Source organism: Nibrella viscosa (assembly GCF_039541875.1).
GTDB classification, from domain to species: domain Bacteria; phylum Bacteroidota; class Bacteroidia; order Cytophagales; family Spirosomataceae; genus Nibrella; species Nibrella viscosa.
Map to the genome: position 1 here is coordinate 461,681 of NZ_BAABHB010000004.1, position 10,736 is coordinate 472,416.

Here is a 10,736-nt window from a genome sequence, read left to right on the forward strand (position 1 = left end):
TCAATGTCCGCTGACAATGGCTATTTTTAGCCCTTCAGACCCCCGTTGACAAGCTACTTCTAACGATACCCGCATGAGCGAATCTGTTTTTCGTAAAAAATCTGTTCACAAAGCTGTTGCCGACGCTACCCACGGCGATTCCAAGGATCTGGTTAAATTGCTGGGTGTGCGCGACCTCACCTCCCTCGGTATTGCCGCCATTATCGGGGCCGGTATTTTCAGCACCATCGGCCGGGCCAGTTTCAATGGCGGGCCGGCCGTATCGCTGCTGTTTGTGTTTACGGCCATCGCCTGCGTGTTTACCGCCCTGAGTTATGCTCAGTTTGCGTCGACGGTTCCGGTGAGTGGCAGCGCCTATACCTACGCCTACGTATCATTCGGGGAAATATTTGCCTGGATTATCGGCTGGGCGCTTATTCTGGAATACGCCGTCAGCAACATGGTGGTGGCCATTTCCTGGTCGGAGTATTTTACCTCCATGCTGGCGGGGTTTGGCATACAGTTTCCGGGCTACCTTGGCACCGACTATGGGTCGGCGGCCGCAGCGTATGAGACCGTGCAGGCGGCCGGACGTACTGGTATCAGCCTGAGTACCTTGCCCGGCAGCACGGTAGCCCTGGCGCAGGCCTATGAGGCTGCTCCTCAATTGGGGAGCCTCAAGCTCATCGCCGACCTGCCCGCCGGGCTGATTACCGTGCTGATTACGGCCCTGGTCTACATCGGTATCAAAGAATCCCGTAATGCCAGTAACATTCTGGTGGTGCTGAAACTGGCGGTGATCGGGCTGGTGATTCTGGCCGGTGCGTTTTTTGTGAAGCCGGAAAATTGGTCGCCATTTGCGCCGAACGGCGTAGCCGGCGTTTTAAGCGGGGTTGCCTCTGTATTCTTTGCCTTCATCGGCTTCGACTCGATCTCGACGACAGCCGAGGAGTGCAAAAACCCCCAGCGCGATCTGCCCAGGGCCATGATCTATTGCCTGATTATCTGCACCGTTTTGTATGTGCTGATTACCCTGATCCTGACGGGGATGGTCAATTATAAAGAACTGGGTGTCGACGATCCGCTGGCGTATGTTTTTCAGCATGTCGGTATGGACTTTATTGCCGGCGTGATTTCGGTGAGTGCCGTAGTGGCTATTACAAGCGCTCTGCTGGTGTATCAGCTGGGCCAGCCGCGCATCTGGATGACCATGAGTCGCGATGGCCTTTTATGGCCGGCATTCGCCCGGATTCATCCGCGCTACCGGACGCCATCCTTCGCGACCATTGTAACGGGTTTTCTGGTGGCCATACCGTCGCTGTTTCTGGACATGCAGTTCTTTATTGACCTGACCAGCGTTGGCACGTTCTTCGCCTTTATTCTGGTGTGCGCCGGCATTCTGTACCTGGATGCCAAAGGGATTTCGAAACAATCGAAGTTTAAGGTGCCGTATATCAACGGAAAATATGTTATTGGCATCGGTCTGGTGGTGGCGCTTTTGTTTACCTGGAGGAGCGGACTATTTCTGACGGGTATTCAGGATAAGCCGCTGCTGGCGTTTTTCTGGCTAACCTGGGCAACCCTGGCAGTACTGGCCTTCCGGAATAACTTCTCGCTGCTGCCGGTTATGGGTGTTCTGACCAATCTGTATCTGATGACCGAACTGGGTGTCAGCAACTGGATGATCTTCATCATCTGGCTGTTTATCGGCCTGATCATCTATTTCTCGTACGGGTATAAAAAAAGCCGGCTGGCCGAGAAAGAAGTACTGACCTAGAGAGCTACTCCTTTCCAAAAAACAGGATATGCTGCTGCGGCAGTGATTTGTCGACGCGGAGCAGGCGCAGGCCCACCGCTTTCATTTCTCGGGTGGCCTGCGCCACACTTAGTTTATGGAGGGGCTTAATCGGTACATTCGGGTCTTCGGCGCGGTATTCAACCAGCACAACCCGGCCGCCGGGCTTCAGGGCCTGCACAATATGTTGCATCATCTCCTGTGGGTGCGAAAACTCGTGGTACGCATCCACCAGCAGTGCTACATCAATGCTGGTGGGTGGGAGTTTCGGATTATCTATCGTGCCTAATACGGCTTCTACATTGGCGGTTTTATTCTTGCGCTTTCCCGCATTCAGGTAATCAATCATTTCGGGCTGAATGTCTACCGCCAGCACCCGTCCCTGGGGTACGGCAGGGGCAATCCGGAAGGTGAAGTACCCCGTGCCGGCTCCGATGTCGGCAACTACATCGGTTGGTTTCAGGTCCAGCGCTTTCAGCAGCAGGTCGGTGCGTTCTTCCTGTTCGCGTTCCGGTCTTTCCAGCCAGGAGGCTCCCAGGTGGCCCATTACCTGTGCAATTTCGCGGCCCATATAGACTTTGCCGATACCGTCCCGGCCGGCATCGCGGTACTGGTACACGCGGGTGCTGTCGGTGGCGGTAGTTTGCCGGGCCGACTGCCGTTCGCAGTTAACAAAGGTGAGTAGCAAAACAAGGAAAATCAGCGGCATACGTGTGGTCGGTTTACTGGGTAACTCCTTGTAAAGCAGAAATGATTTTTCAATCCACTGGCTTTTTTATTTGAACATCCACCGCGCCGATTTGGTATAAGCAGTATTCCTTCATTTGTCTAAAATAGTTTGTACCTTTAAAAAAATCATCCCCTCATCTTTTATGAACTTTATTCTCCATTTGCTCCTCGACGCGGCCGTCATCTTTGGGCTGGCGTATATCATGCCGCAGGTAGACGTAAAAAACTTCGGTACGGCCCTGTTGGTGGCCGTACTGCTGGCCGTCCTGAACTTCCTGATCGGCTGGCTGTTTCGCTTTCCGCTCAATCTGGTGACTTTTTTCCTGCTAACCGGCGTGGTGCGAATTGTGGTAACGGCGCTGATTTTGAAGCTGATCGATAAGATCCTCAGTAGCTTCCGGATCGACGGTTTCTGGCCGGCCCTGATCATTGCCATTGTGGTGGCCGTTGCCGGCGTCCTGATCGACCGGTTGCTGGCTCCTCCTGCCTATGTGCAGGACGAGATCGGCAATACGGCCATGCGGAGTCTGCAATCCCTGATCGGCTAAACACAATAAAAGCCCCCGAATATTCGGGGGCTTCCTTATACGTTTATACTACTGCTTCCTGAGCTTAGTCGCTACGGCGGGCACCCATCAGGATGCTTACGTAGTACAGCAGCGTGGCCAGTGAGCCAATGGCGGCTACCACGTACGTCATAGCGGCCCACCACAGGGCGTTCTTGGCGTATCCGTATTCCCGCTGGGTAACGATACCCCGATTCTGTACCCAGGCCAGCGCCCGACGGCTCGCATCAAACTCAACCGGCAACGTAATAAAGCTGAACAGGGTGGTTACCGCAAACAAGCCTACCCCAATCGCCAGCGGCAAAATGCTGGTGTTGATCATCAGAATCCCCAGCAGAATGATCCACTGCATATAGCGGGAGGCTATCGACAAGACCGGAACCATGGTCGAACGAAACTTCAGCGGTCCGTAGGCTGTTGCGTGCTGCACGGCATGGCCGCATTCGTGAGCCGCCACCGCAGCGGCCGCTACCGAGCGACCGTAGTACACATCGGCGCTCAGGTTTACTGTTTTGTCTTGCGGGTTATAATGGTCGGTCAGCATACCTTCCACCGATACCACGCGCACATCGTAAATATTGTTCTCGTTGAGCATCTTCTGGGCTATCTCGGCCCCGCTCAGGCCGTTGCTCAGCCCAATCTGCGAATACTCGTTAAACTTGCTCTTCAGCCGCCAGCTCACAAACAAGCTGACCAGCATCACAATTATACCAATTACATATGCACCTAACATAGCTTTTGTAGTTTCCTGGTTTTAGGTTATGAACGGCCAAACTTGCTAACCGTTCATTAAAAAAACAATTTTTGCCTGCAATTCATTTCACCGTCCGTAAAGTCTGTTTACCATTGGTCACGCCGGATAACTCTTCGTTATTTTCTCGATCAGGGATGAGGTAGAGTAGCCCTTGACCAAAGGTACGGTTTGTACACTTCCCCCCTGCAGCATAACGAAATCGGCCCCGACGATGTTTTCGACCGAGTAGTCATCGCCTTTCACCAGAATATCCGGCCTTACGGCCTGAATCAGCTCCAGCGGAGTGGGTTCATCGAAGAGCGTTACGGCATCCACAAACGCCAGAGCCGCCATCAGCCGGGCGCGGGCGTACTCGTTCACCACAGGACGCAGCGGCCCTTTCAGCCGGCTTACGGAGGCATCGGTATTTAACCCAAGAATCAGCTTATCACCGAGGTTTCGGGCTTTTTCGAGGTAATCGATATGACCGAGGTGGACAATGTCGAAGCAGCCGTTGGTAAAAACCACCCGTTGCCCTGCCGCCTGCCACCGGGCCGCTTGCTGCACGGCCTCTTCGCGGGTGAGAATTTTAGAATCCGTCATGGTATACTTACGATTTACTGCCGACGGTGCTTGGCTGCCCCTGCCGAGTGGCGGGTTGGTTACCGGCTTTCAGCAGGACAATAACGAAGGCGATACCGCCGTAGAGGAGTACGGTCAATGTCTGTACCGCCCAGATAAAGGTAGCCAGCAGCCCACCATCTTTGCTCTCCAGGCCGTACAGCACCAGCACACTGCCCACCAGGATCTGAAAGGACCCCGTGCCGCCGGGCGTCGGCGTAGTCATACCAATGGCACCCACCACCAGAATGGTTAGGCCGGCCAATATGCCCAGGCCGCTGGTTTCGGGTACGGCAAAAAACAGCACGTACGACATTAAATAATACAGCGTCCAGATCAGTACCGTGTGGAACAGGAACCCACCGGGATTTTTCAGCTTGCGGACGCTGGTTAAGCCTTCGAGCAGGCCGATGACAAATTTTTCAACTTTCTGGTAGAAGGGCTTCCGGCGCAGCACTTCTTTATACCGTGAGAATAAAACCCAGGCTATAATTGCCAGGCCAACGAGACCACCGGCGAACAGGAGCATCAGGGTGGTGTTGCTGTTCTGACCAGCCCCGCCCAGTTTGTCGGAAAACAGACCGATAAAAAACTCGCTGAGCCGGTTAAATTCCAGCAGAAACGTCAGGCCGATAAGCACCAGCAGCATTAGTACGTCGATGATCCGCTCGGCCACTACCGTCCCGAAACTGACGTTGACCGGCACCCCTTCCAGCCTGTTCAGCGTACCGCAGCGGGTTACTTCACCCAACCGGGGCACCAGCGTATTGGCGAAATAGCCCGTCATGACGGCTAGCACCGCGTTCTGGGCACTGGGATGATAGCCAACCGGCTCCATCAGCATGCGCCACCGCATAGACCGACTCCAGTGCGCCACAAAGGCCAGCGCGGCCGAGATCAGCACAAAGCGGTAATCGGCCTGGCGGAAGCGCTCAACAATTTCGTCGATGCGAATGCCGCTGTATTGGAAAAAAAGCCAAAGGAGACCGGCGGCTAAACCGAGGGATACCAGCAGTTTTACTAAATCTTTTATGCTAAACTTCATAAGTGCTATGTCAGGTCTGTATGCTCCGGAAAGCAAAAAAGCCATATTCCGCCCAAAATAACAGAATAAGGCTTAATCGTTTTGTTAATATGTGTAAACGGCACCATCAGCCCTTGACCAGCCGGTTGTTTTCGTCGGGGAAAACCACCGTGGGTTTGTGCGTTTTGGCTTCTTCGGGCGTCATCATCCCGTAGGCAATAATAATGATGATGTCACCGACCTGAGCCCGCCGGGCGGCAGCGCCGTTGAGGCAGATGATACCGGAGCCGCGTTCGCCTTTGATCACGTAGGTAATCAGCCGTTCGCCGTTGTTATTGTTAACGATATGCACCTGTTCGTTTTCCATAATGCCGGCCGCGTCCATCAGGTCTTCGTCGATGGTAATGCTGCCGACATAATTGAGTTCGGCCTGGGTGACCTTCACGCGGTGGATTTTGGACTTTAAAGCAGTAATGAACATGGTCGTGCTGGTAAAACGGCTGCAAAGATAAGGCAATCCGTTCAATCGCTAAAACAGGGGGCCGAATCGGATGGTTCCGCCCCGGCCAGGCCGGCACCGAACCGTCCGGTACCGGCGCTCGTTCACGTTTGCAACTCTGCTCGTCCGCGACTGTGTCGCGAGACGGGCGAGGTTCGCGTCTGCGACGCGCAGATAAACATCCTTCCGCTACCAACCAATACACTCGTGTTACAAACGCGGACCTCGCCCGTCTCGCGTTATAAACGCGGACGAGCGCGTGGTTAGGCCCTTTCAGCTTTGACTAAAGCACCAGAAACTGACTCAGGTAATTCCGGGCGGTGAGAATGGCCGTCTGTACATCGTCGGGGCTGCCTTCGTAGGCCTTGTCTTCCACTTCGATACAAACAGGACCCCGGTAGCGTACATCGGTCAGGGCGGCAAAGAACTCCCGCCAGCGGACGTCGCCCAGGCCCGGCAATTTAGGCGAGTGGTATTCCAGCGGGTTTGCCATAATGCCCACCCGGTTGAGTTTATCCCGGTAGAGCTTCACGTCTTTGAGGTGGATGTGGTGCAGCCGATCCCGGTAGTCGTAAATGGGTTGAACCTCGTCCATCATCTGCCAGATCAGGTGAGAAGGGTCGTAGTTGAGGCCCAGCACCCGCGAAGGAATAATTTCGAACATCCGATCCCATACCGCCGGGGTAGTGGCCAGATTCTTGCCGCTCGGCCATTCATCGCTGGTGAACCACATCGGGCAGTTTTCAATCCCGATCTTTACGTTTGCCCGTTCGGCCTCCTGCACAAGGGCCGGCCAGTGTTCGGCAAACAACTTCAGGTTGTCGGTGAGGTTTAGGGATGGATTCCGGCCGATGAAGGTATTGACCACAGGCACATGGAGCCGGGCTGCGGCCCGGATTACCTTTTTGAGGTGTTCACGGTAATACTCCGCTTTCTCAGGGTCCGGGTCGAGGGGGTTGGGATAATACCCCAGGCCCGAAATGCTGACGCCGTACTGTTGCTGAAGGCCTTGAATGTGCGCCACGTCGGCAGTCTCAACGTCGATGTGCGTGACACCGGCGTACCGTCGGGTATCGCTGTTGTCGGTGGGCCAGCACATGAGTTCCACACAACGAAAGCGGTGCTCGGCGGCAAACTTAAAGACAGCATCAAGGGAGTGGTCGGCCAGAATGGCGCTGACAAAGCCTAATTGAAGCATAGTGATTTTGGTTTAGGGAATGAAGGGTACCGGCAATTGCTCAGGCAGTGACTTGCTCGACCAGCCACTGATCGAGGTAGGCAATCAGGTCAGCCGGCGTGGGACTGGCCCCGTTCTGGATATACGCCCCGGAGGTAGCCATGCCCAGCAGCAGGCAGTCGCACAGCCCAAATCCATGCAGCAACCCCCAGCAGTAGCCCGCGTTCAGGTTGTCGCCCCCGCCGGTCAGGACCTTCGGATAGGTGACCAGACGGCCTGCTACTTCCAGAACACCCTCGGCGGTTGCGACCAGCGAACAGTCGACCGGATGAATCATCACCGTCGGGATGCCGGTTTTCTCCCGGATAAACTGGGCTATGTCGTGTAAGCCGGGCGTCTGCGCCAGCCGGAATCCATCGGCCGGGCTGTGGTTGTTCAGGGCCAGGTAAATACGCCGGGCTTCGTTCTCATTCATACCGAGCGTGACGTTGCCGTAGGAGGCATACTGCGCCACAATCGCCAGGGCCTGCTGAATCGACTCGGTGGAGCGTTTGGTCGGGTCGCAGAGGTCGAAGAACAACTGACGATCCGGATTAGCCGGTGCCTGACTGACCACCGCCCGATGGTATTGCTCCCAGAGTTCGTTGCTATGGGGGAGGTTGGCCCAGTCGACAAACGCCACCAGTTGGCTATCGGCGTATTGCTGCTGTAGCGTATCGAGGCCGATCTGCCCGGCCACAAAAGACCAGCGCAGCCGGTCGAATACGGTTACCTCCGAGAAAATGAGCTTGCCATCCCCGAACTCCAGGGCGTTGGTTTCTGCCGGCGGACCGAGGGAAACCAGCTCGCAGCCCCGGTGCATCTGCTCGAATACCGGATCGCTCAAGGTGCCGACGCAACGATTGGAGACCCCCAGCGAGGCCAGCGCCTGGGCCATAATGGGCGCATTGCCGCCGATTTTGGTGGCCAGCGTCACCAGTTCGATCTGACCGCTTTTGCCCGCCAGCGTCTGGAGCAGATCGGCCAGTTCACTGATCTGGTCAAAATAGTCATTGCCGTCGGGGCGCTTGGCCCGCACCACTTTTTGTATTTTGTCGACGTAGCCGTCGATACCCACAAACGCCTTATGGGGCGAGTGCGGCTCTGCGGTGCGTAAACGGTCGATAAGGGATTGTATGTGGGTGGTCATGGGATCAATACCCTTTTGACTCCTGAATGGGTCCGGTGGGGGCATCGGCCGCTACGGCACCAAATCGGCGGTAAGCGTCCTCCATAATGGTGGCGGTGGCGCTGGCTCCCAGGCGGGAAACCCCCATTTCTTTGACCTTGAGCAGCCCGTCGAGCGTGCGAACGCCCCCGGCCGCTTTTACCTGAACCCCCGCCCCCACATGAGCGAGCATCAGGCGGAGGTCATGTTCGGTTGCCCCTTCGTACCCGTATTTGCCATCGGCCCCCTTGACGAAGCCGTAGCCGGTCGAGGTCTTGACAAACTCAGCCCTGACGTCGGTGCAAATCTGACACAGCCGGATTTTGTAGGAATTTTCCGGTAAGTAGTCGTTCTCAAAAATGACCTTCAGAATAGCCCCGTGTTTGGCGCAGGCGTCTTTAACGGCCTGAATTTCGGCCTGTACGTAGTCCCAGTCGTTGCCGAGCACTTTGCCGATGTTCACCACCATATCAATCTCGACGGCACCATCCCGGCAGGCCTGTTCGGTTTCGGCCACCTTGATGGCCACGGTGCTGTTACCATGGGGAAAGCCAATGACCGTGCCCACCAGTACCTCGGAGCCGGCCAGCAGGTCGGCCGCCATCTTAACGGCGTACGGCTTGATACAGACGGAGGCAACATCGTACCGTCTGGCCAGCTCGCAGCCGTCGCGGAGTTCGGCATCCGTCATGGTCGGATGGAGCAGCGAGTGGTCAATCATTTTGGCAATTTCGCGGATAAGGGTTGTGTTCATGGTATAATGGGTTAGCGGTTAAAGAATATTACTGATGGCGTAGTGTTCGGTATGGCAGTACAGCGTACTGTAGATGTAAAAATCCGGCCGGCTGGTCAGATAACGGCGTTCGATATACAGCAGGGGCGTATGCCGGTTACAGCCAAAAATTTCAGCCTGTTGGGCGGTAGCCGCTACCGCCCGTATGCTTTGTTCCAGGTTCCGGATGTCAATCTGAAGCCGAACCCCTACCGTTTTGAACAGGGAGCCGTCGATCAACTCATCGGTCAGCAGGCATTTTGTGCCGATGGCCGGGAGGTAGGTATGTTCCAGCATCACCGGTCGTTCATCGGCGTAGCGCAGGCGGACCAGTTCAATACAGCCGGCTTCGGCTTCGTCCGGCGACAGGGGAAAGAAGAACGGCGCAGGCCATGCCGTCTGAACCGGCGGTTGCAACACCGTCGTACGAACGGCATGGCTGGCGTTTCCGACCACTTCCGAGAAGCCCCGGAAGGAAAGCAGGCCCAGGGCCGGCCGTTCCGACGTGACAATACTGCCTTTCCCGTGTTGGCGTTTGATGTACCCGTCCCGAACCAGCTCGTTCAGCGCCTGCCTGACGGTCATCCGGGTGGTCTGGAACGTAGCGCACAACTCATTTTCCGACGGCAGCAGACTGCCCGTGGGGAACTCCCCCCGCTGAATCTGCTGCCTCAGCGACTCGTGAATGTGCTGGTACTGCCGTTGCTTTGTCATTGTACGGCAAAGCTATACGTTTAGCTTGTCTATACAAGTTTAACGGGCAGAAATTTACGACGGTAATAGTGGAGGATTTGTTTCGCCGTTGATAGTTGACCTGCTCACACAGTTGAATAATTCTCTCGTCTGGGGTCTGTGCCAGCTATCAATATTTTTCGTAACTTGCTGTCACTTCAGCAGGCTCCAGCGCAAACCAACAACTTCTCGTTACCTGACTACCAGGCTCCCGACCGGGCGAATGTCGGAGACAAATTGCGGTTACATTAACCTCCAAAAGTTCGGTTGAAAAAGAGTGAGAACGCTATGAGCAGAACAGCAAAAAAACAGCAACGTAAGGCTCCAGATAGTCCAGAAGTCAAGCTGATAAAAAATGGCTTAACGAAGAAGGAGATGGCTAAAGCCCGTGAACAGTGGCTCAACCACGAAGGCCCATACATGAACTTAGCCGAGGCACTTGCTTATGAGGCTGAACCCGACAAGAACCATACCCAAACTGATCAGTCCTCATCAGGCATCAAAGCAGTCATAGAGGCTGTTGACTCAGCCTTTGTGCGTGTAGAAGCTAATAATGAAGAGGTAACAAATTTGCCGGCTCCACCTAGGAGCAATCGGAAAGGAAAAGCTCAAACAGCCAAAGAAACGTTACAGCCTGAGCACCACTAGCATTAGGCGCTTGCTGGTTTGTAAAATATTGTCTGAATCCCTCTACAATGGAGGGCTTTTTGCTAACAAGGCATAGAAGTCCAGCGGGCCAGCAGGGATGCTGGCCCGGACAATTACTGCTTCTTCTGGATATGTTCAATGAAGTGTGTCATGGTTTAAATTTTCATGTAAGGCTTCACACGGTCTCCAAATAAAATGACCAGTTGCTGCACCGTCAACGACCAGTTCGCTAAGGGCTTTTGCCACTTCTCCAT

General features: G+C 55.0%; 12 protein-coding genes. 3 read left to right on the plus strand and 9 right to left on the minus strand.

Annotated features, from left to right (window positions below; genetic code table 11):
• Positions 1-73: 73 nt before the first annotated feature.
• Entirely contained in the window at positions 74-1,756 is a 1,683-nt protein-coding gene (locus tag ABD931_RS13640) for an amino acid permease (RefSeq protein ID WP_345267982.1), read from the plus strand.
• A gap of 4 nt (positions 1,757-1,760) precedes the next feature.
• Here the strand turns inward: ABD931_RS13640 and ABD931_RS13645 are convergent, their stop codons facing one another.
• A complete protein-coding gene (locus ABD931_RS13645; protein ID WP_345267984.1) occupies positions 1,761-2,483 on the minus strand; it encodes a class I SAM-dependent methyltransferase in 723 nt (240 codons plus the stop codon).
• 163 nt (positions 2,484-2,646) lie between these two features.
• Between ABD931_RS13645 and ABD931_RS13650 the strand changes: the two genes are divergently transcribed.
• Positions 2,647-3,051, plus strand: coding sequence for a phage holin family protein (locus ABD931_RS13650; protein WP_345267986.1), 405 nt, complete (start codon positions 2,647-2,649; stop codon positions 3,049-3,051).
• Between the two features lie 64 nt (positions 3,052-3,115).
• Here the strand turns inward: ABD931_RS13650 and ABD931_RS13655 are convergent, their stop codons facing one another.
• The 8 genes from ABD931_RS13655 to ABD931_RS13690 all read right to left on the minus strand — a co-directional run bounded on the left by ABD931_RS13655 (position 3,116) and on the right by ABD931_RS13690 (position 9,816).
• Positions 3,116-3,802, minus strand: a complete 687-nt coding sequence (locus tag ABD931_RS13655; protein WP_345267988.1) for a zinc metallopeptidase — start codon at positions 3,800-3,802, stop codon at positions 3,116-3,118.
• A 117-nt stretch (positions 3,803-3,919) separates the two neighbouring features.
• Positions 3,920-4,405, minus strand: a complete 486-nt coding sequence (rfaE2, locus tag ABD931_RS13660) for a D-glycero-beta-D-manno-heptose 1-phosphate adenylyltransferase (RefSeq protein WP_345267990.1) — start codon at positions 4,403-4,405, stop codon at positions 3,920-3,922.
• Positions 4,406-4,412: 7 nt separating this feature from the next.
• Positions 4,413-5,468: a lysylphosphatidylglycerol synthase transmembrane domain-containing protein gene (locus ABD931_RS13665; protein ID WP_345267992.1), complete on the minus strand. Its 1,056-nt coding sequence runs from the start codon at positions 5,466-5,468 to the stop codon at positions 4,413-4,415.
• A 106-nt stretch (positions 5,469-5,574) separates the two neighbouring features.
• Positions 5,575-5,928 (minus strand): aspartate 1-decarboxylase, encoded by a 354-nt coding sequence (panD, locus tag ABD931_RS13670; RefSeq protein ID WP_345267994.1) that lies wholly within the window; start codon positions 5,926-5,928, stop codon positions 5,575-5,577.
• 301 nt (positions 5,929-6,229) lie between these two features.
• On the minus strand, positions 6,230-7,144 hold the full coding sequence (locus ABD931_RS13675) for a sugar phosphate isomerase/epimerase family protein (protein ID WP_345267996.1): 915 nt from the start codon (positions 7,142-7,144) through the stop codon (positions 6,230-6,232).
• Positions 7,145-7,184: 40 nt separating this feature from the next.
• Positions 7,185-8,312 carry a hypothetical protein gene (locus ABD931_RS13680; protein ID WP_345267998.1) on the minus strand — a complete coding sequence of 376 codons (1,128 nt, stop codon included), beginning with the start codon at positions 8,310-8,312 and terminating at the stop codon, positions 7,185-7,187.
• 4 nt (positions 8,313-8,316) lie between these two features.
• A complete protein-coding gene (deoC, locus tag ABD931_RS13685; RefSeq protein ID WP_345268001.1) occupies positions 8,317-9,084 on the minus strand; it encodes a deoxyribose-phosphate aldolase in 768 nt (255 codons plus the stop codon).
• An 18-nt stretch (positions 9,085-9,102) separates the two neighbouring features.
• Complete coding sequence (locus ABD931_RS13690; RefSeq protein WP_345268003.1) at positions 9,103-9,816, minus strand: GntR family transcriptional regulator; 714 nt, start codon at positions 9,814-9,816, stop codon at positions 9,103-9,105.
• Positions 9,817-10,122: 306 nt separating this feature from the next.
• Here ABD931_RS13690 and ABD931_RS13695 point away from each other — a divergent pair, with 306 nt between their 5' ends.
• Positions 10,123-10,482: a hypothetical protein gene (locus ABD931_RS13695; RefSeq protein ID WP_345268005.1), complete on the plus strand. Its 360-nt coding sequence runs from the start codon at positions 10,123-10,125 to the stop codon at positions 10,480-10,482.
• The last annotated feature ends 254 nt before the right edge of the window (positions 10,483-10,736 follow it).

What these genes read in the sequence shown, in the direction of transcription:
- ABD931_RS13640 (WP_345267982.1), top strand. Translation starts at nt 74, where the DNA reads ATGAGCGAATCTGTTTTTCGTAAAAAATCTGTTCACAAAGCTGTTGCC.
- ABD931_RS13645 (WP_345267984.1), bottom strand. Translation starts at nt 2,483, where the DNA reads ATGCCGCTGATTTTCCTTGTTTTGCTACTCACCTTTGTTAACTGCGAA.
- ABD931_RS13650 (WP_345267986.1), top strand. Translation starts at nt 2,647, where the DNA reads ATGAACTTTATTCTCCATTTGCTCCTCGACGCGGCCGTCATCTTTGGG.
- ABD931_RS13655 (WP_345267988.1), bottom strand. Translation starts at nt 3,802, where the DNA reads ATGTTAGGTGCATATGTAATTGGTATAATTGTGATGCTGGTCAGCTTG.
- rfaE2 (WP_345267990.1), bottom strand. Translation starts at nt 4,405, where the DNA reads ATGACGGATTCTAAAATTCTCACCCGCGAAGAGGCCGTGCAGCAAGCG.
- ABD931_RS13665 (WP_345267992.1), bottom strand. Translation starts at nt 5,468, where the DNA reads ATGAAGTTTAGCATAAAAGATTTAGTAAAACTGCTGGTATCCCTCGGT.
- panD (WP_345267994.1), bottom strand. Translation starts at nt 5,928, where the DNA reads ATGTTCATTACTGCTTTAAAGTCCAAAATCCACCGCGTGAAGGTCACC.
- ABD931_RS13675 (WP_345267996.1), bottom strand. Translation starts at nt 7,144, where the DNA reads ATGCTTCAATTAGGCTTTGTCAGCGCCATTCTGGCCGACCACTCCCTT.
- ABD931_RS13680 (WP_345267998.1), bottom strand. Translation starts at nt 8,312, where the DNA reads ATGACCACCCACATACAATCCCTTATCGACCGTTTACGCACCGCAGAG.
- deoC (WP_345268001.1), bottom strand. Translation starts at nt 9,084, where the DNA reads ATGAACACAACCCTTATCCGCGAAATTGCCAAAATGATTGACCACTCG.
- ABD931_RS13690 (WP_345268003.1), bottom strand. Translation starts at nt 9,816, where the DNA reads ATGACAAAGCAACGGCAGTACCAGCACATTCACGAGTCGCTGAGGCAG.
- ABD931_RS13695 (WP_345268005.1), top strand. Translation starts at nt 10,123, where the DNA reads ATGAGCAGAACAGCAAAAAAACAGCAACGTAAGGCTCCAGATAGTCCA.